20 protein-coding genes are annotated in these 22514 nt (G+C 39.2%); 8 read left to right on the top strand and 12 right to left on the bottom strand.

All coding sequences use genetic code 11. The features are described 5' to 3' along the window. Positions 1-7: 7 nt before the first annotated feature. Positions 8-1192, top strand: a complete 1185-nt coding sequence (locus N473_RS18925; RefSeq protein ID WP_063369266.1) for an anhydro-N-acetylmuramic acid kinase — start codon at positions 8-10, stop codon at positions 1190-1192. Here the strand turns inward: N473_RS18925 and N473_RS18930 are convergent. Then, a complete protein-coding gene (locus N473_RS18930; protein WP_063369267.1) occupies positions 1181-1675 on the bottom strand; it encodes a hypothetical protein in 495 nt (164 codons plus the stop codon). The genes N473_RS18925 and N473_RS18930 overlap by 12 nt on opposite strands. Positions 1676-1793: 118 nt before the next feature. Continuing rightward, entirely contained in the window at positions 1794-2933 is a 1140-nt protein-coding gene (locus tag N473_RS18935) for a Na/Pi symporter (RefSeq protein WP_039610478.1), read from the bottom strand. A gap of 333 nt (positions 2934-3266) precedes the next feature. On the opposite strand from N473_RS18935, the gene N473_RS18940 reads away from it, so the two are divergent. Beyond that, positions 3267-5246 carry an ATP-binding protein gene (locus N473_RS18940; protein ID WP_063369268.1) on the top strand — a complete coding sequence of 660 codons (1980 nt, stop codon included), beginning with the start codon at positions 3267-3269 and terminating at the stop codon, positions 5244-5246. Positions 5247-5322: 76 nt separating this feature from the next. After that, positions 5323-5826: a YcgN family cysteine cluster protein gene (locus N473_RS18945; protein ID WP_063369269.1), complete on the top strand. Its 504-nt coding sequence runs from the start codon at positions 5323-5325 to the stop codon at positions 5824-5826. Between the two features lie 58 nt (positions 5827-5884). Here N473_RS18945 and minE read toward each other — a convergent pair whose 3' ends face one another. From minE to minC, 3 genes are read right to left on the bottom strand one after another with little or no spacing between them, the layout of a single operon-like run. Next, positions 5885-6148, bottom strand: coding sequence for a cell division topological specificity factor MinE (gene minE, locus N473_RS18950; protein WP_039610476.1), 264 nt, complete (start codon positions 6146-6148; stop codon positions 5885-5887). A 1-nt stretch (position 6149) separates the two neighbouring features. Beyond that, the gene (gene minD, locus N473_RS18955) at positions 6150-6959 is read right to left on the bottom strand and encodes a septum site-determining protein MinD (protein ID WP_063369270.1); all 810 of its coding nucleotides are present in this window, start codon (positions 6957-6959) and stop codon (positions 6150-6152) included. A 5-nt stretch (positions 6960-6964) separates the two neighbouring features. Continuing rightward, positions 6965-7666 (bottom strand): septum site-determining protein MinC, encoded by a 702-nt coding sequence (minC, locus tag N473_RS18960; RefSeq protein WP_039610474.1) that lies wholly within the window; start codon positions 7664-7666, stop codon positions 6965-6967. Positions 7667-7812: 146 nt separating this feature from the next. On the opposite strand from minC, the gene N473_RS18965 reads away from it, so the two are divergent. Beyond that, positions 7813-8094 (top strand): YcgL domain-containing protein, encoded by a 282-nt coding sequence (locus N473_RS18965; RefSeq protein ID WP_039610473.1) that lies wholly within the window; start codon positions 7813-7815, stop codon positions 8092-8094. Then, positions 8087-9103, top strand: coding sequence for a lytic murein transglycosylase (locus N473_RS18970; protein ID WP_063369271.1), 1017 nt, complete (start codon positions 8087-8089; stop codon positions 9101-9103). The genes N473_RS18965 and N473_RS18970 overlap by 8 nt, the downstream gene beginning before the upstream one ends. Before the next feature lie 64 nt (positions 9104-9167). On the opposite strand, the gene N473_RS18975 is transcribed toward N473_RS18970, so the two are convergent. From N473_RS18975 to N473_RS18990, 4 genes are all read right to left on the bottom strand, one after another. Next, positions 9168-10169 carry a cytochrome d ubiquinol oxidase subunit II gene (locus tag N473_RS18975; RefSeq protein ID WP_063369272.1) on the bottom strand — a complete coding sequence of 334 codons (1002 nt, stop codon included), beginning with the start codon at positions 10167-10169 and terminating at the stop codon, positions 9168-9170. Beyond that, a complete protein-coding gene (locus tag N473_RS18980) occupies positions 10162-11508 on the bottom strand; it encodes a cytochrome ubiquinol oxidase subunit I (protein ID WP_063369273.1) in 1347 nt (448 codons plus the stop codon). The genes N473_RS18975 and N473_RS18980 overlap by 8 nt, the downstream gene beginning before the upstream one ends. A gap of 16 nt (positions 11509-11524) precedes the next feature. Then, a complete protein-coding gene (locus N473_RS18985) occupies positions 11525-12070 on the bottom strand; it encodes a GbsR/MarR family transcriptional regulator (protein WP_039610469.1) in 546 nt (181 codons plus the stop codon). 403 nt (positions 12071-12473) lie between these two features. Next, positions 12474-13067, bottom strand: coding sequence for a carboxymuconolactone decarboxylase family protein (locus N473_RS18990; protein ID WP_063369274.1), 594 nt, complete (start codon positions 13065-13067; stop codon positions 12474-12476). A gap of 67 nt (positions 13068-13134) precedes the next feature. On the opposite strand from N473_RS18990, the gene N473_RS18995 reads away from it, so the two are divergent. After that, complete coding sequence (locus tag N473_RS18995) at positions 13135-13737, top strand: MarR family winged helix-turn-helix transcriptional regulator (protein ID WP_081221262.1); 603 nt, start codon at positions 13135-13137, stop codon at positions 13735-13737. Between the two features lie 81 nt (positions 13738-13818). Beyond that, complete coding sequence (locus N473_RS19000; protein ID WP_081221270.1) at positions 13819-15348, top strand: cytochrome-c peroxidase; 1530 nt, start codon at positions 13819-13821, stop codon at positions 15346-15348. Positions 15349-15466: 118 nt separating this feature from the next. On the opposite strand, the gene N473_RS19005 is transcribed toward N473_RS19000, so the two are convergent. Then, positions 15467-18064: an ExeM/NucH family extracellular endonuclease gene (locus tag N473_RS19005; protein WP_063369275.1), complete on the bottom strand. Its 2598-nt coding sequence runs from the start codon at positions 18062-18064 to the stop codon at positions 15467-15469. A gap of 524 nt (positions 18065-18588) precedes the next feature. Between N473_RS19005 and N473_RS19010 the strand changes: the two genes are divergently transcribed. After that, entirely contained in the window at positions 18589-19575 is a 987-nt protein-coding gene (locus tag N473_RS19010) for a hypothetical protein (protein ID WP_063369276.1), read from the top strand. Positions 19576-19634: 59 nt separating this feature from the next. On the opposite strand, the gene N473_RS19015 is transcribed toward N473_RS19010, so the two are convergent. Both N473_RS19015 and N473_RS19020 read right to left on the bottom strand, forming a co-directional pair. Continuing rightward, positions 19635-20291, bottom strand: coding sequence for a DUF1826 domain-containing protein (locus tag N473_RS19015; protein ID WP_063369277.1), 657 nt, complete (start codon positions 20289-20291; stop codon positions 19635-19637). 153 nt (positions 20292-20444) lie between these two features. After that, complete coding sequence (locus N473_RS19020) at positions 20445-22433, bottom strand: methyl-accepting chemotaxis protein (protein WP_063369278.1); 1989 nt, start codon at positions 22431-22433, stop codon at positions 20445-20447. Positions 22434-22514: the final 81 nt, after the last annotated feature.

The raw sequence follows: 22514 nt of genomic DNA on the forward strand, positions 1-22514 counted from the left end.
AGTACCTATGAACCCACATATAAAGAAACTTTACCAAATAACGACAAAACAACACAGAACCATTATAGGGTTGATGAGCGGTACGTCTTTGGACGGATTAGATATCGCAGTTTGCGAGATTTCTGGGGCCGGATTACAAACACAATGCAAAGTCACCCATTTTGCAACGGTAGATTATGACGATGCAACCAAGGAAAAGATTTTATCTGTATTCTCGAAAGACAGTGTTGACCTTAAATATCTAACACTGCTCAACCCTTGGATAGGGAATTTGCACGCACGCTTGATTAATGAGCAACTGTCAAAATGGCAGATAGAACAGAAAAACGTTGATCTAATAGCAAGCCATGGCCAGACGATATATCACTGCCCAAGAAGTTTCCATACTAATACCGAGTTTAAAAACGGAACTTTGCAAATTGGGGATGGCGATCATATAGCGGTAGACACGGGCATCATAACCATATCTGATTTTAGACAAAAACATATTGCAGCAGGGTTTGAAGGTGCACCTTTAGCACAGTACGGAGATTATTATCTCTTCGCTGATCAACAAAAAAACACGTTACTATTAAACATCGGTGGTATTGCTAATTTCACTTTTATAGGCAAGAACCATAATATAAATGACATAATCTGCTCAGACATCGGGCCGGGTAATACCCTAATGGACCAATATGTCAGAAGACATTTCAACATGAATTTTGACCAAAATGGCCAATTAGCGTCTAAAGGGGTTGTTTGCAAAGAGTTATTATCGGCATTGATGTCCTTAGACTTCGTTGAACACCCCATGCCAAAAACAACTGGCCCTGAATTATTCAATATCGACTTATTAGACTCCATAATTTTGGACAAAAAGCTTCAGCTATCACATTACGACATACTTGCAACCTTAAATGAACTAACCGCTTGTTGCATTGTGACTCACATTAATAAGCTTCAGACATCAGGCACTATCGAGGTGTTACTCAGTGGCGGAGGCGCGCATAATGTCACACTGATTAATAAACTGAAGGATAAGCTCACAAATAACTTTAAGGTCGTAAAGCTTGATAATGATGGGATAAATACAGACTCCAAAGAAGCTGTACTGTTTGCAGTGCTTGCGAATGAATGTGTTATGAGCGAAAGTACAGATGAAGATACACGTGGAGGATTAACGATGGGTAAGCTTTCACTACCTTTGTAATGCTAAACCGTTTATCAGCTCATTTTTCCAGGCAGTCAATCTTGCAGATAGGATCTTAAAGAAAGGCTGCTGAGATTGATCAGTCGCTGTATCTGCTTCTTTACTGTATATGCTGCAGGCCAATTCTACTTGCGCATCAACTATGTTTTTAACACCACCAGTTTCACCTAGCAAACTAAGCTGTGTCATGTAAGTCCCAGCCTCACCACTGCCTTTCAAAATGAGTTCAACAGAGCCTGAAACAATATCAAGATCATCAAGAACAACACTGCCACTGAAGTTAACATATCGAGCGTCTAAATGTGTAGAAGTGATCACTAAAGTGTTACCTGAAGTAGCGTCACTCGGCAACAAGCAGTCTAATACAAGCTCGTTTCCTTGCACTTCAAACTCGATTTCATCAAGTGCAGACGCTTTTCCGATAGGAAAAAGAGGGTCTGTGTGTGTGTATAATTCAAATTGAATGGTTCTAGTATTTCGCATTAGATACAACTGAAAATTTTAAACAGCTTTATTGTGAAGTTTTTTTATTGCATTTATATGAACAAAAACCTCGGTGACACAAATTTAGCCACCGAGGCACTATATTATCTAGCTTAGATTAACGAACAGCTAGCATGATAAGACCTGGCACTACAAAGAATGAACCAAGTACATACCCGAATGCTGCAGTCTTATTCTTAGCACCAACTTCAGCAAGCTTTTCAGCACACTTGATTGGAATTTCGCGAAGTAGTGGTAGACCATAAATTAAGCCAACTGCGAATACGTTAAACATTACATGCACAAGTGCTACTGTTAATGCTACCTCACCTGCAGGGCCTGTGATAGAAGTTGCAGCAAGTAGAGCCGTAATAGTCGTACCGATGTTTGCACCCAGTGTGAATGGGTAGATTTGACGTGTAGTAAACACACCGCTACCTGCAAGTGGGATCATTAAACTTGTTGTTGTTGATGACGACTGAACCATAACTGTCACTACAGCACCTGAGCTGATACCCGCAACTGGACCGCGGCCGATAGCACCATGAAGTAAATCTTTCGCTTTACCAACAAGTGCTTGTTTCAAAAGCTTGCCTAGAGTTGTTACTGCAAAAAGAATTAATGCAATACCGATAACAACCATCGCAATGCCTGCCGCTTTACCATCTAAGAAGCTTACTGCATCTTTCACAACACCAACAGCTGGTTTTACTAAAGGCTTGATGAAGTTGTAGCTCTTAATTGATAAGTCTGCGTCGCCAACGAACAGATGTGCAAGACTGGCAGAGAACTTTTCCAATAAACCAAACATGATCTCTAGCGGCAAGAAAATAGCTACCGCAAATAAGTTGAAGAAGTCGTGTACTGTCGATGCGGCGAAAGCTCTTTGGAATTCTTCTTTAGAACGAATATGACCGATTGATACCAGTGTATTTGTAATAGTAGTACCGATGTTTGCACCCATAATCATCGGAATTGCGATTTGAAGTGGTAAACCACCCGCAACTAAACCAACTATAACAGACGTTACAGTAGAAGATGATTGAACTAAGGCTGTAGCAAGTGCACCCAATAATAGTGCGACGAATGGATTTGTAGCAAAGGCGAAAATTTCTTTCGCACCTTCAGAACCGCCGGAAGCAAGTTTAAAACCACCACTAACTGTACCTACGGCAACTAGCACTAAATAAACAAGAAATGCTATTGCACCCCAGGTTAGTAACTTTGATGGTAATGACTTTTGGCTATATTCACTCATTGATTTATCTCGTTTTGTCAATGCCATTTTATATGGCACTTTGATGACGTTTTTGTTTCAGGACGCATTTAAACAAACAAATATGACAGAAATATTTCAGTCACGATAATTGTACCTAGAAACCGTTACTGATTAATGTCTTAAATCAAGTAAATAAACGGGGAAATTTAGCTCTAGATAGCTATGTGACTGTTTTATTGCGTTTTTATCAAATGAATATGTGTTACAATCCTTTACAATCCCCCTTGGCTTAAACAAAAATCATTCTCAGCCTCCATATTTGCTACATGATTAAAGGCTAAAGTTTGGCTAAAAGAATGAAGAGAATAAGTAATGCGTTGTTTTTTACTGGTACTGCTGTGTTTTTTTTGTGCACCAATCATTGCTAGTCCATTGACAAATATTGAGCCAACACAAATCACACCAAATACACAGGCTCTCTCTCTAAATAATGAAGCGATGTTCTACTTTGATTACGAAGGCGACTTTCGAAGTGCATTTGACTTCGACCGCCATTCATTCCACTTCAGACCAATTAGCGATATCAATAAAAAGCCAAAAATAAGCATTTATTCAAAATGGGCATATATAAAGCTTGATAATCAAAGTAATGTCACGGACTGGAAGATGTCATTTGGCTTTCCCCGTTTAGCTAAGCTGTCAGTATATAAAAAGCTACCGAATGGGTGGCAAGACCTTTTAAATTTAGACGAATCCGACCCTTTCAGTAAGCGCCCAGTTCAAGACCCACAAATGTACATCCCTCTGAACATGGATTTTGGAGAGAACATCTTCCTTATCGAGTATCAGACGTTTGCAAATGCGCCTGCAAATTTACAAATTCATACTCCAGAAAACTACCTTAAAGAATCACATGAAAGCATTATCACAAATGCTAGTTTGACGGGCGTCGTTGCCGCTATTTTATTAATTGTTTTAGTAAATTTATTTTTTAATAGAAACAGTACAAACGTTTTCTATGCAGCCTGGACTTTTTTGTTCTTTTTAATTGTTGTAGATACTGCAGGCTTCAGCTTTCAATATTTTTGGCCTTCGCACAATGCATTTTCTGGTCAGTTTTCAATCTTTTTAATGGCCACTGTTCCACTGTTCCATTTGCTCTTTGTCAGAGGCTTTTTACAGCTGAACCATTACCACCCTACATTGAATAAAGTCTATGTTGCTTTTATCGCACTTTACACAATTACGGTTCCGACTGCATTGTTACTCAATACGGTCTATTTCAATCTTATTTTAAGTACATTGGTCATCCCTGTTTTTGTTTACACCTGTTCGTGGAGCATCAAACAAAAAGGACCAGGTATGCGCACCTTCACATTTAGTTTGATCAATCATTTATTATTCTTGAATATATTCACGATCTTAGGTGCGAGTTATGGTAATTTTATCGATGTCTTCGATATCACCTCATTCATCAAAATTGGATACCTGATCGAAGTATTGTTGTTTACTGTCGCATTAGCATTACAGCACAAATCACTTCAATCAAGACTGCTAAATCAACTGCAACATCAGGTGCATGCATTAAATCAAACAGTGAATACGAAACACCGTGAAGTAAGCTATAAAGAAGAGAAACTAAAAGAGAAAGAGGAAAAGCTGTTTACTGATCTATCACATGAGTTGAGAACACCTCTAACCGTAATGAAGATTCAAGTTGAATCTTTACAGTACAATATCGTAGACAATGTGCAAGACTCATACAACAAGCTGATGAGTAAAATTGATGAGCTCAACAACTTTATAGACCAGCTTATGTTAGTGACAGATGATAAAGACATCGCATCACTTTTAAATCAAGAGCCAACCAATGCACACGTCTATGTAAATGAAGTCTTTCAGACATGTATTAGTCAAGGCGACCCCAAAACGTCTTCTTTTTCCGTCACCAACAAGTTAGACCGCTCTCTGTCAGTGACATTAGATAAACAAACTATCGAAAATGCAGTATGTGAAGTAGTAAAAAATGCACTTAGATTTGGAGGAGAGGGCGTAGAGATCTCATTAAATACCTATTTAGATCACGACTCCCTCGTTATCAGAATCGAAGATTCTGGCATGCCTTTGTCATATGAGGCCCACCAGCAATTGTTTCAGCCGTTATTTAGAGAAGAAGTGTCTCGAAGCACGCTCATGGGCGGAAAAGGCATGGGATTAGCTGTATGCAAAAAGATTGTCGAATCTCACGGCGGTAAAATCGAATCACACAATAGTCTACTAGGTGGTCTATGTATCGAAATATCGTTGCCTTTGGACAACACTCTTCACCTTAATGCTGCCAGGGCAAGCTGAATATAGCAGTTTTATCCCTTTGCGCTATAACTGACTATAAAGTAAAATCCCATGTTCAGTTTTTGGGGCGTTAATTATGAGCAGTATAGAGTTTTGGGAAGCGAAGTCTTTAGCAGACATGAGCACCGAAGAGTGGGAAGCTATATGTGATGGGTGCGGTAAATGCTGTCTTCACTCGTTTATTAATAGTGAAGAAGAGGAAGAGCACTTCGAAAGCACCGATGTATTGAGAGAAGGTGAAGAATTGCTATACACAGATGTGATCTGTCAATACAGTGATATACAAACTGGTGGATGTACGCGTTATAGTGAGCGTCAAACACTTGTCCCAACCTGTGTACAATTAACGAAAGATAATCTCAAAGATATTTTCTTTATGCCGCAATCATGCAGTTATCGTCGCCTTCATGAAGGGAGAGGACTAGCTGCATGGCACCCGCTAAAGAACAGCGGTTCAAAGTCGCTTATGCATGAGTTAAATGTGAGCATAAAAGACAAAGTCGTAAAAGAAACCGAGGTCGATTTAGAAGAAAAGTTTGAAGAGCATATTGTCGAGTGGCCTGAGTTTGACTGCGACTAATATCAAAAAAATATACAGCATAAAAAAGCCCATGATATCAATATCATGGGCTTTTTTCTTATTTTTGTTCGTCTTCAGGCAAAGTGACGTTTAATTCAAGTACTGCTAAATCGTCCTCGTTTTGTTCAAACTGAACATTCACTGCATCTGAATCTACTTTCACATATTTACTAATGACTTCCAGAATATCTTGCTTAAGTTGCGGAAGGTAATCTGGCGTGCCCCGCTTAGAGCGTTCATGAGCAACAATAATTTGTAAACGCTCTTTTGCTAAGGAGGCGCTATTCTTTTTTTCTGAACGGAAATAGTCGAGTAAAGACAAATTAACCTCCGAATATTCTTTTCAGTAAGCCTTTCTTTTCAACATTTAGAAATCTAAAGTCGATGATTTCGCCTAACAGCCTATCAATGGCGTCGCTATATGCTTGCCCAGCGTCAGAATCGCTATCCAAAATCACAGGCTGACCAGAGTTTGAAGCATTTAGAACAGACTTTGACTCTGGTATCACACCAAGCAGGTCAATAGCTAGAATTTCTTGTACATCTTCTACAGATAGCATCTCACCAGTCGCAACTCTTTCTGGATTGTATCGAGTAAGTAGCAGGTGCTCTTTTACTGGTGCCGCACTTTCTTCGGCACGTTTAGATTTGCTCTGTAGAATACCTAAAATTCTATCCGAGTCTCTCACAGAAGACACTTCAGGGTTTGTCGTCACAATCGCTTCATCAGCAAAGTAAAGTGCCATCATTGCACCTGCTTCTATACCAGCTGGAGAGTCACAAATAATAAAGTCAAAATCTTCTTTTAATTCGTTTAAGACTTTTTCTACACCTTCTCTGGTGAGCGCGTCTTTATCACGTGTCTGAGAGGCAGGCAAAATGTATAGTTTTTCGACTCTTTTATCTTTGATTAAAGCCTGATTTAAGTTTGCTTCGCCATTGATAACATTAACAAAGTCATACACAACGCGACGCTCACATCCCATAATTAAGTCGAGATTTCTAAGGCCAATATCAAAATCGATGATGGCTGTTTTATAACCTTTTAATGCTAACCCCGTACCAATTGCTGCACTCGATGTAGTTTTACCTACACCACCTTTACCGGAAGTTACGACAATAATTTTTGCCATTAGATTTATCCTTTGACCAATGCTGTTAATTCTAAAGATTCATTTGTTTGAGTAATCTTACAAGGATTGCCCCAAAATTCCCCTTGAAGGGAATCGCTGATCCAATAACTACCATTTACAGATACTAGTTCAGCTTCTAATTTTTGACAGTAAATACTCGCAGAATCATTACCTTGTGCCCCAGCAATAGCACGGCCCCGTAATGTCCCATAAATATGAATATTCCCATCAGCTATCACTTCAGCACCGTGACTGACGGCACCGATAATAATTAAGTCCCTGTCTTTGGCATATATTTGTTGCCCAGAGCGGACTGTTGCATTGACAACCTGTGCAGGAACATAAACGTGCTTCTCAACCACTTCCGTCTTGGTGTTCGTAGATACAGCAGGTGCGACATCTTTAGTGTAATTCAAAACTGACATGCCAATAGATTTAGCCGTTTCATTTTGTTCATCACTGCCGTTACAAATACCAACAGGGTTAAGTGATAGCTCACTTAAGATAGTCTTTAAATCTGAAAGTACCAAAGGCTCATTTTGAACTTCGGCCAGATTTATAACGATAGGCGCGCCTTGAAAAAACTTAGGTGCCTGAGAGATTTTTTCATTTAACTGTGCTTTAACGACACTTAAATCGCCATTAAAAAGTTGCAACACAGATAAAGTGAAGAGGTTCCCTTTGAGTTCGAAAGATTGTGTAGACATAAGCGCTCAAATATAACTGCATACTCTTTATTAAATCTTATTTTGACCCCGTACTGTGTACGTTTGAGAGCAGCAAAACTTTCCAATTATTATATATGTCATGGTATAGTGCTGCTCTAAGATAAGCAAGAATTTATAGGGTTATAATGCTAAGTGCAGTATACAAAAGTAGTAAAAAAGCCGACACCTACCTTTTTATTGAAAAAAGAGACGATTTCAGCAATGTTCCTGAACCTTTAATGAGCACTTTTGGCACCCCAATATTTGTAATGTTAGTTGATCTTGCCAGAAGAGAAAAACTTGGGGTAGCAGATTTAAGCTTAGTTAAGGAAAAATTAACTGAACAAGGGTTTTACTTGCAGATTCCACCTCCAGAGGAAAATCTTCTGGATGAATTTAAAAAACGAAATGGAGCAAAGAGTGACTAAGACTTTAAAAGTTATACTTACATCTCTGTGTTTTTCAGCGTCAGTCAGTGCAACGACGCAAGCGGACTTTGATAAATACGTTCAAAAACTAAAATCAGAAGCCGTTGCTAAAGGATACGAACAATCCTTAATAGACTCAGCTTTCGCAACTGCAAAGTTTAAAAAGAAAGTAATAAAAGCAGACAAAACACAGCCAGAAATCGTAGAAACACTTGAAACATATTTGCCGAAGCGTGTACCTGATTGGAAAGTCAAACGCGCGAGAAAACTATATCAAGAAAACAAAGAATTGTTAGATCAAATTGAACGTGATTTCGGTGTTCAAGGCCGTTTCATTATTGCGCTTTGGGGCCTTGAAAGTAGTTTTGGCAGAGTACAAGGCGGCTATCCGGTTATCAGTTCACTGGTCACTTTGGCATTTGATGGCAGACGCGAAGCTTTATACAAACGCCAACTTTGGGCTGCCTTAGATATCCTTCGTGATGGACATATAGGCTTAGACAAGTTTAAAGGTTCATGGGCAGGCGCAATGGGGCAAACTCAATTTATGCCAACCTCATTCAACGCTTATGCTGTTGATTACAATAAAGATGGTCGCAAAGATATTTGGACAACCAAAGAAGATGCCTTTGCATCCATTGCCAATTATCTTAAAAGTGTTGGTTGGAATAACAACTTAACTTGGGGAAGACAAGTTCAGCTTCCTGAGGGGTTTCCTGAAAACTACGTACTAAAGAGAGGAACAAAAAATCACAGTCAGTGGCTTGAGTTTTTCTCAAACTCAGAGCGCTCTCTAGCTGACTGGCAAGCGCTAGGTGTTAGACGTACTGATGGCACTGATTTACCTAATGTTAGTATCAATGCGGCCTTAGTCATGCCCGATGATATCAATGGCAGAATGTATTTAGCTTATGATAATTACAAAGCATTGATGAACTGGAATCGCAGCTATTATTTTGTAACCAGTGTTGGATATTTGTCTGACAGAATTGGTTACCCAAAAATTTAGACCTACTTTTACTATAAAAAAGGCAGCTTTAAAGCTGCCTTTTTGTTGGGCTAATGAAAGAAAATTAATAGTATGAAAGGGACTGAGTTTTTCCCCAAAAAACACGATAAGAAAACAGTGTGTAACCAATAATAGCGGGTACCACCATAACGACACCGTAAAGCATGAAAGTTAGCGCTGATGGGTCCGCAAGAGACTCATAAATTGTGAGTTGATTTGGCACAACGTAAGGGTAAAAGCTATATAGCAAACCTGAAAAACACACAAAAAATATTGATGTTGCGATAGCGAATGGCCGCCAGCTTTTTAGTATATCTTCTGCTTCATCAAAACTACTTAACAACGTATTTTGTAAAAAGAATAAAATCATACACAAAGCCGGAATAGGTAAAAGTATGATCGATTCACTTATATCAAACCATTTTGCAGCAACAAAGTCATTTATTAATGGATTGACAATGGAAACCGCAATCACACCGCACGCTGCAACAATGTTAGTCTTTTTACACCATTTAGTGGCTTTTTGTTGTAATTGACCCGTTGTTTTCATAATTAACCAAGCTGAGCCAATTAATGCGTATGCCGCCACTACACCAAATCCGCTTAAAATGGCAAAGCCATAACTTTCTATACTTTTCTCAAAAGACATGACATATAAACCAAGCATAAACCCCTGAGAAAAGGCTGTCAGGATACTGCCTAATTTGAAACTAAGATCCCAGAGATCCTGATATTTTGTTTTTGCTTTGGCACGAAAATCAAAAGCAACACCTCTTAAAATTAACCCCAATAGCATTAAAGCAACCGGTAAATAAAGCGCTTGCAAAATGACTGAATGAGCAACTGGAAAGGCAATTAAAGCAAGTCCGACGGCAAGTACTAGCCAAGTTTCATTAGCATCCCAAAATGGTCCAATAGAAGAAATCATGGTATCTGCTTGTTGTTTATCTTTGAGTGGTAACAGAATACCAACACCAAGATCATATCCATCAAGCACAGCATAAACTAATATAGCCAGTGCCATTAATCCACCATAAAACAAAGCCAAGAATTCATTACTAAGCATATTGCTCACCTCGCATTGGCGGATTTAATTCATATTCTTCAACTTCGACCGCTTTATCCGCTGTATAGAAAAGCGTTTTAATATAAGCTGTCAGCAATATCGCATAAACACTTAAGTATCCTATCAGCGTATATAAAACGTGCTCTGATGGGACTTGTGTTACGAGCTCATCTATTCTGACTAGCCCTTGTACCATATAAGGCTGTCGACCAATTTCAGTCACATACCAACCTGCTAATGTTGCGATCCACCCTGAAAAAGTCATAGCAACCAACAATTTAAGCTGCCAAACAGGTAGCTCTTTGTGTTTGGACAAAGTTACTCTGGTTATTACAGAAACTAAAATCATCAACAGACCAAGTCCAACCATGACACGAAAACCATAAAAAACAGGCTTAACTGGAGGGTGAGCACCTTTGAATTCATTGAGGCCTTTTATTTCACCATCTAATTCATGTGTAAGGATCAGGCTGGCTAAGTTTGGAATCGCCAATTCAAAATGATTCGTCCTATTCGTTTCATCAGGTACAGCAAACAGCAGCAAAGGTGCGCCTTTTTCTGTTTCCCAAACACCTTCCATTGCCGCAACTTTTTGCGGTTGATGTTCAAAAGTATTTAACCCGTGTAAATCACCAACAAACGCCTGTAACGGAGTGAGCATGATTGCTACCGTCAGCGCCACTTTAAGTGTTAATTTTGGTGCATGTTTGTGATCATGTTTAAGTAAACGATAAGCACTGATCCCGGCAATTAAGAAAGATGCGGTGATACCTGATGCAAGCAACATGTGAGATAAACGGTACCCAAATGATGGATTAAAAATAATGGCAAACCAATCCTTGGGGTAGAATACACCATCAATGATCTCGTAACCCACTGGCGTTTGCATCCAGCTGTTTAGAGATAATATCCAAAAAGCAGAAATCGTTGTGCCAATGGCCACAACTATTGTAGAAAAAGTATGTACAGCCGGACTGACACGCTTCATACCAAATAACATAACCCCTAAAAAGGTCGCCTCCATAAAGAAAGCAGTCAGAACCTCATATCCCAACAAAGGGCCTGCAATATTGCCAATACGCTCCATAAAACCTGGCCAATTTGTACCAAATTGAAACGACATGGTGATACCACTGACAACACCCAAAGCGAATGTTAAGGCAAAAATTTTAACCCAAAACCGATAAGCTCGGAGCCAAACGGGTTGCTTTGTTTGAACATATCTGACTTTAAAAAAAACCAAGAACCATGCAAGCGCAATGGATATGGTCGGGAAAAGTATATGGAAACTTATATTGGTCGCGAACTGAATTCGCGACAGCAATAAGGTATCAAGCATGACACACCTCTGTTAGTTACGACTTTTTCAATAACTTATCCTTGAGGTCGATCACCTTACTAACAGACGAGCCAAGCTTCATCAATGATTGCAATTGTTCAGGTGTCAACCTCTGCAATTCAGCTGACCATTTAGTCACTGTTTCTAAAAGATCATGTATGGATTGCATTTGCTCCTGAGCGTACTTTTCCTCTGGCGAGTTAGCTGTATCTAAAATTTGATCGCGTAACAAGGTCAGGGTCGGGTCAATTTCTCGCTTACGTCTTTCTTCAAACACTTTATTCGCAAGATCCCATATAGTACCGTTCGGCGCATAATATTCTTTTCTATCGCCGGGAATATGATGAACTTTTACAAGTTGCCATGACTGCAACTCTTTGATCCCCATACTGACATTGCCACGGGAAATCTTTAGAGCTTCTGCAATTTGATTTGCTGTGAGTGGGTGCTCATTAATAACAAGTAACCCCACCATTTGCCCAATCGTTCTATTAAATCCCCAACGACTGCCCATTTCACCGCAATGGAGCACGAAGTTTTCGATTTTTGGTGATAAATTCATAATTCTAAACGTTCAGTAATTATTGAAAGTTAAATATACAAAGATACCTGACTCAGATCAACTAAAGTTTCATTTTTTTCTGAAACTTTAGAATATCACTATTTTTAAATTTAAAATAATGGAGTCAGTACCTAAAGCCAGACTGTAATCTAGTCTGTTTTGAACTGTTTGTATATCGCTTGAGTAAAAAGTTTTAAAAGTTTTGGTAAATAATGAAACTTTCGAACTAAAACTAGCCAAAATCGCTATTTACTATAAATCTAATTGCTAAGATGAATGCTTAAAATAGCTAGAGTTTCACATTCAAGCATAGATTTTGCACACTTAATTTCATTTAAAAGAGTAAAATAAAAAGGCTTTACCTTACGATAAAACCTTTGGTAGTTGAGATGTAAAGGTAGGTTTAAGACTGATGTTTTCCAACTTCCCAGTTGTTTTGTTTTAATAAAGTCTCGCCAGCGTCGATAGCGCCTGACTCTAAAGACGTTGCCATTGAGTCATTCCAACGGTTTAAGTAACCGAACAAAGAGATGACACCCAAGATTTCAACTATTTCTCCATCGTCCCAGTACTTTTTCAATTCTGCTTCGATATTACTATCTACAGCATTTGGCACACTTGACGCAGCCAATGCAAACTCAAACGCCGCTTTCTCACCCTCATTGAAAACATCAGATTCACGGAATTGCCAAATTTGTGCCAATCGATTATCAGTACCACCATATCGTTGAGCAGCTAAGATTGTGTGTGCCTCGCAGTATCGGCAACCCGTATTTGCACTTGTGATATAACCAATTAGCCTTTTAAGCTCCGATGTAACACGACCATGATTTTCCATAACGGCTTTATTAAGATTTATAAATGCACGCGCAATAGCAGGTCGAATTTGCATAGTCAGTACGCTGTTTGGGCAAAACCCCAACGTTTCATTAAAGAATTTTGCAAGCTCAGTGACTTCCTGATCGTGATCTTGTGATAGTGGGGTAACTAAAGGCATAATCAGCTCCTGTTGAATTTATATTTTTTGTTGCATATGCAACATAACATAACTCTGGAGAACCTACTTGTCTAGTGAAATCTCAAATAAAAATGCATTAAAAAATAGAATGGCAAGCTTTATACAAAACAAACAGAGCAAATTATCGTTAGAAACACATATTCCTTTCCAAGTCGCGGTGGTTAGTAACTTGTTATCGATTTCAAGAGATCCGATTATCCGAGATTTAACAGACTTAGACACAAGAGAACTGAGAATAATGGTCAATATCGGATCCTACGGTCCAATTACAGCTTCTGATATTGCCTATCAAACACGCCTGGACCCATATTCAACCACAAGAGCGATAACTGCACTTGTAAAGAGGGGGTTGGCTCAATACGCACAGACGCAAACACAAACAAGAAGCAAACCAGTTGAATTAACAAAACTAGGGAATGAGATATATTGCAAAGTAGCGACGCACTTAAAACAACGAGAAGAGAAACTGCTAGAAACATTGTCTGACACAGAACAAACTATGCTAAGTACGCTCCTACAAAAACTAGAACTCAATGCAGAGGACGTTTTAGCAAATGAAGTAAAACACTGCGAGTCTAATGAACAGGCTGTAACAAGAGATCATAAAGAAATAGTCAGATGGCATAGCAGAACGCATAAAAAGAACTAGCGCTAGACTGCAATTGAAAAAACATATTTTTTGCACATTTAGTAACCAAGCTAAGTGGTATATCTAATAAGGGGCAAAAATATGAAATACAAAAACCTAGCCTATTTGGGTGCGTTAATTTTATTCAACGCACCCAGTTCGAACTTGTACGCGAAACCGAGTCATGACCATAACAAACCAAAAAAGACATTTAGGCACAATGTCATCCAGACACAAACTGAGGTAGATATTCGATTACAAGAAATCGTCACTCAGCAAAACTTACAAGCAACATTACCAGATACCTCTAGCTTGCCAAATATCATGGATCCATTACCTCAACTAGGTATGAAGCTTTTTTTTAGTAAAGCGCTTGGCGGGGAAAAAACCGTGGCCTGTGCAAGCTGTCATCACCCAAGACTCGGTGGCGCTGATGGGCTATCTTTACCAATCGGTACAAATGCCGTTGACCCAGATATCATCGGTCCGCTTAGATTAACCGCCGACTCCATTAATATTCCAAGAAACTCGCCAACGATTTTTAATGTCGGCTTAGCAAACTCAAGTTTATTTTGGGATGGAAGAATTCAACGCTTTACAACCACCGATGCTAACGGGCAGCAAATTGAAGTCATAAGTACACCAGATTCGGGATTTCAAGTGGTTGATGAAAAGGTAGGAAATGATTTAGTTGGTGCTTTGTCTCGCTTCCCTGTCACCTCAGTTGAGGAAATGCGTGGACAAGCATTTCCTGACGCCTTCGATAACCAGTCTGTGCGGGAGCATATTGCACAGCGCCTGGGTAACTACGGTTCGCAAACCGACCAACTAGAAAAGAACCAATGGTTACTTGAGTTTAGGCGTGCTTTTAACAGTAGCGAAAGTGCTGAGTCATTAATCACCTTCGATAGCATCACACTGGCATTGGGAAAATATCAATCTTCAGTAAACCTGATTAACTCTCCATGGAACGCCTATTTACGCGGCAACCAAAACGCAATGACACAAGCCCAAAAACGCGGCGCCACTTTATTTTTTACACAAATTAGTGAAGAGGGAGCTGGCTGTGTAAATTGTCATGGTGGAAGCCGATTTAGCAACGACGGCTTTTTTAACTTAGCGTTTCCCCAGTTTGGGATCGGGCTTGATGAGCAAAATGCGGATCTTGGGCGATTTAACATTGACTCACAACAACGTAATTCATTTTCTTTTAGAGTACCAAGCTTACTCAATGTTGAACTAACAGCCCCATATGGACATTCAGGCGCATATGAGACTTTAGAAGAAGTAGTTGCACACTATGTTGATCCTGAATCTGCAATTGGCCAATTTTTTGAAAGGGGAGGAGCTTGTGGGCTATCGCAATTTAAAAATGATATCAGCTGTCAAACACTAAACCACAATGCAGAATCTAATAGCCAAAGTGCACTCGCGTTACTACAGTTGTCACCGTTTGTTGCAGCACCATTGGATGCAGCGCAACAAAGTGATTTAGTTGAATTCTTAAAAGCGCTGACAGATAGATGTGCTGAAGATCCTCGCTGTGTGCGAAAATTTGAGCCAAACCCTCACGAACCAGATCCGGATAATTTAAGGCTAAAAGTTCAAAAGGCTATCGTAGGACAAGTATAAAATAATCGAGTCATAATCATAAGAAATGCCCCTTGTTCTTGAGAGAATGAGGGGCTGACTATTGACTACTGAAAGCGCGATTAAAACTTAATCGCGTTCCAAGTAACAATCTCTCTTTTTAGTTTCGTGAAATTTTATAGCTCAAGGTTACATTACGGTAAGGCAAAAAACCTCTTAAACCTATATGCCATGTACCCTGTTGGACATCATCAACAACACATTGCTCGTTGCTACCCCATAGGTAAGGTCGACAGTCAAACTTATGGAATCTTGGCTTACGTTTATGTCTTAGATATAAATCAGCCTCTCCATGACCTTCAATTTTAACTTCCAAATTAGTATATCCCTCAGGCACTTCAATTGAAGTACGCTGCCACCAGAACCAACCATAAATATTGTCGATTTCGCCTTCGATAACTGGGTAGGGGTCTTGGGTTTGCAAGTCAATAACAATTGGGTCATGATCGGATGAGCGATATGCGTGTTCAGCATATAGAGATTGCTGATGCTTATCTGACTTATATTCAACGTTGTAATCAAGCGCAACAGGCTCATCCGCATTAATATGCCAATCTGAAACCGCTCGCACTTTTTGCGTCATAGCGCTGCTCGCAAAAGCATGATCTAAACTACCTAAACGACCTTTGAACACATAAGAATAGCTTGTGCTATCTGAATTGATCACATCACGGAGGTTGTCGTATCCGTTGACTGTCATTTGCGCAATCGGGTCTTCCTTATTGTAAGCATTGAAATCACCCAAAATAACCGTGTCATCATCTAATACGGAAGTTGGGTTGCTTGCTAACCAATGATTGAGCTCATTAACAGCTGTAACTCGAGTTTGGTTCCAACAACCTTGACCATCTAACTGGTCTTGGTCCAAGCCTTCAGCCTTGCTACAACTGCCTTTTGAACGCAAATGCGTGACAACCACATTGAAAACGTCAGTAGTCTGTAAATCCTCAAAAGTTTGCATGACTGGTGGGCGGTTACCATAGTCAAATGGCACTGCGTCTGTATATGCAGCAGTACCGACTTCTTTTACTTTATTACCGCGATAGATTATGCCAGACGTAATTGCATCAGTACCGATCGCATCAGTGCCCATATCGACATACTTATAATTGTTGTCAGCATCCGCCATGGTTAAAGCGTTTGCTAACTCGGCTATTGCGCTAAACTCGCCAAAACCGTCGTTTTCAACTTCCAACAAACCAATTACGTCTGCATCCAGGTTCAATATTGCCGTGACTAATTTTGCTTTCTGACGCTCAAACTCTTCGATAGAATCTGCACCACGTTCCGTTGGAAACCCGCCACCTAATCCATCACCGTTGAAGAAATTGAGCACATTCATACTCGCTACTCTTAGATTCCCTTGCGATTCTATAGGGCCATCTGTGCGAATATTTTCTGATACAAAATTAGGCTGCTTAACTGGGTGTACTCGATACTGAGAGAAGCCATAGCCCACAACACCTTCGACACCGGTCACTTTATCTCCAAGCCTAAGCGTATTGTACGCATCAAGCTCGCCAGAAGGGTAGGGGATAATTTCAGGGTTTTGTTGTGAAGAGCCGTCATCGAGTGTAATTTCTTTCGTTAGATTGAGTCGCTCAACTTCATTTGCGCTGTCACCGGGTTTCGCAACCTGAGTACCTTGATACAAGCGCTCAGAGCCAAGCTTTAGCTCTCCGTAACGTTTCAAGCCATAACTGTCATTGACAAATAATTCATTCGTGATGTTAACCAACATACCTTCGTAAGCTTCAAGTCCTGACTGCGTTGGGATGGATATATCCGTGCTCACTACCGCCTCAGTGCCACACAAAACCAGACCCGTCACACTGCTTATTTGAGTCTGACCATATGATTCTCGAACACTACCGGCAAGTTTCACAACTTGGCCTTCTACAATAGAATTATCTTGGTATGAAACAAATATACCTTCAGAGGTAAGCGCATTGTCATCTTGATCAAATGATTCTTCTTGTACGAAGAAACCTTTGAGCTGATCATCACCAACAAAAGCGGCCGTAACCACACCTTGTAACTCTAATTGCTCACCAACGAGTGGACTTTCATTGGTTTCGCCCTGTATTGCGTGGATCTTAGTATTGTTCTCATTACAAGTTATTGCTGGTGGCTCTACTGGGTCGCTTGAGTTATGAATACCTATATTTGAGAAGTCATCTTTAGCTAACGCTTCCCATTCAACTGATGGAACAAATTCATCAGTGGCCACTGCATCACCAGAAGATACAGAAGCAAAGCGAACTAATGTTCTGTCTTTTGTAGATACTCCTTGATCACTCCATGACGAACCTGGGTCAACACCTATCTGGCCAATGCTATCGACAATGACATCATTTTTTATCAAAACAACTGCATCATCACCATTGAACCAACTGCCATCTTTTTGTTGTTGGGCTTTTAAACGTAACTCTTCAGCAGCTCTTGCATGGACAATTACGTGAGTATCTTTGGGGGCAACGGTTCCTTCTAAAACAATAGAAGTTCCTGAATTTGTATTACCATTGAAATAAAATTGAAGACGATAGTCGCTTAAGTTGATTGGAGAATCTGAATTGTTATAAATTTCAACAGCCTTGTTGTAACTGCTTCCTTCAACATATTCAGAAATCATAACTTCAGCATGGGCTGGCAGCAAAAAGCATGTAATTGCTGACGCGACTAGGGATTTTTTGAACATAGTTATTTCCGTTTACCGTGTTTTATAATGAATTATTTAGTAATTGAGGATGCCACTCTATATGAAAAATATTTCAATTGTAATATTTGTGTGACTTTTATATTTCAACATTGATTGTTTTAGTCCTCTTTCATAGTCATAAATTCATGCATTACAGGTCTATGAAGGAATAATATAAATAAGAATCATAAAAAAGCGCTGTATAGGATTTAAAAGCTCAGCCCTATGGCTAAACCCAATGGATAACCGCATCAAATCTAATCTTTCAAAATCATAAATAAATTTATTTTTGATATCTTATAACAATTAAAACCTGTTCTTGTTCGTTTATATTTTGACCAAATCAAGTTCCATAAGTTAATGTCTAAAAGTCAAACAATTTGACTAACCTAAAAAAACATAAGGCGTTACAGGAGAGGCTCAAAGTGATTGCTTGGGACTGTAGGTTTTAAAAAAGGAATAACCAGTTACTCTCAACTGGCTAGATAACAACATGTAAAGTAACTTTATTTAAGGATAATTAAATGAAATCGAATCGATTGATTAAATTAGCATTTTTATCATTTACTGCACTGAGTACACAACAAACTGTGGCTCATCAAGCACCAACAGTTTTCGATAACGATGAGTATGAAATTGAAAAGCATCTAAATTTAGATATTGATTGTGGAGAAGACGCAAACGCACTTCAAAACGCACTGGATAAGGCTTATTCAGCGCAAGTAGTGCAATTGACCGTATCTGGAGAATGTACAGCACCACTGCATATTCAGCATGGTCGTTTTGAAATTATAAATGACGTAGGGTCAACCGGTTCAATAAGGGTTAGGCATAATCAAGAGTACCTACAAAAAAGCGCTATCTTGTTAAGCTCTAGCAATGTCGTCTTTAAAAATATAAATATTGATGTACCTAGCGATATGCCAGCCGTTGAGCTTAAGGCTAACAGCGTAGCAAAATTTAATCACATAAGTACAAATGCAAAATCGCCAAATGACTCATCTTTTTTACAGTTTTTAATCAAAGACAACAGCAGCGCTTATTTTGAAAAAATGTCTGGTAATTCAGTAGGTGTCTATGGCAGCTCCTTTGTCGAATTTTCTAAGCAAAGCGATCAAATTAAGTTAGAAGTGTACGATACATCAGCAGCACAATCTGCACAAAATAACCACTTCAGATCTGTTCAAGTAGCAGGTAATGGCTATTTTTTAGGTGACAACCAAAGTAATGTGAATTTACTCATGATTTGGAGTAAAGGTGCGGCTGAGATCAATAATAAAAGTCGAGTAGGTGAAATTATGATGGGCGGGCAAAGTCATTTTGCAGCCTACAAAGAATCCATTGTTGCAGGACCTTACTCACTGTGGGGAAATGTCGTTTTTGAATTAGAGCATTCAACTGCTTACAACTGGAAAGCTGTCGAAAAACCGTACTCAATTATTATAGGTAACAACGCCCATGTAAATGGAAAGTTATACCCTGGTTGGAGTTGGACCGGGCAAGCCAAATAGGTAGCACTAAAAAGAGAAAGAGGAGTTAACTCCTCTTTTCTGCACTCAACGAAAGAGAACTAGCTGATATAGTCTATGTAAATGCAAAGTTTTGACTCTTCATTGTCAAACGTAGGAGACGCACAAACTACTGCATTATGTTCTTGGTCGACCCAGTTTTTTCCTTTTACCAAAGCAATATCTCCATTGCATAACGTGTTCACATCGCATGCTTTAGGTTGCTTTATCGCAGGCGCCAATTGATTCTTTTCAAGCGGGTGGTATTGCACAAAGTCTTTTTCGAGCCAGCGTTCACCGCTGCCACCTAATGTTGACATCATTTTCACAATCCCATTTTGAAAGTGAAAAGTAGGGCTGATCGAATAATGAGATGGCAGTATACGTAAACCTATTTCTTTTGGTTCTAATAGTTCTTCAAACATAGCTAACATCAACTCAATATGCTCGAACAGTAAGTCACCATGAGTGGTCGACGAAAACATCGCTCTAATTCTGTCAAATAACTCTCTGTCAATTGCACCCTGATATTGAAAATGACTATCTTGGGCTTTTTTAACATAATGAATGGCAGCGTTACTTTTTGCCCAACTTGATGGACAACAAAAACAAGTGAATGCTGTATCTGTATCATATATTTTTGAAAGGACACTTGCCGAGTCTTCGATTAAATATTTAGTGCTTGCTGAGGGAACACTTACTTCAGAATTAACGCTCATAAAACCATTTTGTTATGTGATAATATTGCAACATTATCACTTTACTTATTTCATGAAAAGACTTTCACCCCAATTATTACGAATAAGAATTACTTTTATTACGATAAGGTGCTAATCTGGTTTTGAAAGCAATTAAAATGAAGCATGACAAAACTAGTCTATTTTAAAGTTATCCATGGTTCTTTGTAATGTATCACTATTGAGTTTCATATCTTCAAATAGCTCTTTTAAAGCAATAGACGTCTCTAGTTCATCGTTTGCCGCTTCTAAAACGGCTGACGTATTCGTAGAAATATCTTGAGCCACTGTTGATTGTTGTTGTGCTGCTGTTGCTACTGAAGTGGTCAATTGCTCAACATTATTACTGTGTTCACTCACTTGCATAGAAACAAGACGCGTTTCCTCTACCTCGCTCATTATCTCACTGGCGAGCTGCGTATTTTCTTTAATGGCATTAACCACACTTTGGCTGATCTCATTTAAATTACTCAGAAGAGACGAGATTTGTTCTGAAGATTCCTTACTATTGTTGGCAAGCCCACGTACTTCATCCGCTACCACAGCAAAACCTCTTCCGTGTTCTCCCGCTCTTGCCGCTTCAATTGCAGCGTTGAGCGCAAGTAAGTTTGTTTGATCTGCAACACTACGGATTGAATCTAAAATAGTATTAATCTCAGCAACTTGCTTTTCCATTTTTGCGGCCATTTCATTGACCATATCCATATGCTCGGAAAGGGCATTCATTGCGTCTAGATTTCTTTGATTATCTTCTAATAATTTTTTAGATTCATTGTTTAATTGATCGCTCGCTGCCAGCGTGTCAGATGCTGAGCGCGCTATTTCTTCACTGGTGGCTGCCATTTCTTCAATCGCTGTAGCTATACTAGACGCCATTGTCTGAGTACGCTGTGCATCTTCATTAACATGGCTCGCAGCTTTATCCATTTTTTCGCCCAAGTCTGTACCAACGTTGATTGATTTTGACAAGCCTAATAACAAATCCTTAAATGCATATACCGTATTATGAATAGACTCAGATATCTGCCCAAGCTCATCACTGGTTTTTAGTCTCACATCTAAAGTTAAATCCCCCTCACTTGCTACTTTTTCTAAGATGCCAGTTAAGTGATTCAATTCATGTTTCAAGGAAGTCACTAAGTGCATATTTATGACTGCAATCACACTCATCGCAACTATAAACGAGATGGTAATAAACCAACTTTGACTAACTAGATCGCTTTTGACCGCTGCGCTGTGGTCAACAGTTTTAAGCCATTGCTTATCTAAAATCTTTTTAACAGCAACAATTTGGCTGGTCGCTTTTGGAAACCATTCGCTACTCGACATCAAGGTATTAAAATCTGGGTTGTCGTTATTAATCAAATAATTAATAACGCTATCCAATTCTTTTGCACTCGAGTCAGACATGGCTCTATTGTATGCCTCAAGTTGTTCACCTTCTAAAGAGGTTTCAAGTTGTTCCTTTAAGATGCCTAATTGTGTTTGATAATAGGTAAGCTCACCCCTTATCTGAGAATTTATGCTCTTCTTAGACAACACACCGTTAATTTTACCTCGTAATTGGCCTTTTCTTTCTTTGCTCTTGGCTAATAAAAATGCAATGGACAGTTTAGATGCCAGATCTCGATTACTGATATACGCTTGCATACGCGTAGCAGTGTCTATGGCTATTTGATTAAGGTGGCTGTAATACTTAAATGCATTTTTGCCATTTTTATTATCCACTTCGCGCCTAATTGTTGGCTTATCATTTAACTCTTTAAACAAAAAAGGTAGCCACTTTTTGACTTTTTCGTCGTCTCTAAATTGACCGGAGTACAAATCCCTTACTGTTTTTTCAGCATTGTCGGCTTTAGCTCTTTGCGCTGAGACTGCACTTTTTTTATCTGCCGTCGGATTACCTAAAAACCCAGCAGATAAACCACGTTCTACCGCATGATGATGAGCTATCTTTTCGATTGTATCCAACAACTTAATGTATTCGATGTCCTGCGATGTCGATGCGTAATCATGCCAATATTGGGTGGCGACTTTTGCAAGAAGAATAAAAATGAAGGCTATAAGTGCAAGAGAGCTGATTATGGTAAGTTGTAAAATGGATAAGCGTTTTAGCAAATTCATTTATTTCTCCGGGGCGTAAACCTAATGCCAATCACCAAAGACAGGCTAATAATTGTTCCTTACTTTAAAAGATAGTCAAAA

This window comes from Pseudoalteromonas luteoviolacea CPMOR-1 (genome assembly GCF_001625685.1).
Classification (GTDB): domain Bacteria; phylum Pseudomonadota; class Gammaproteobacteria; order Enterobacterales; family Alteromonadaceae; genus Pseudoalteromonas; species Pseudoalteromonas luteoviolacea_K.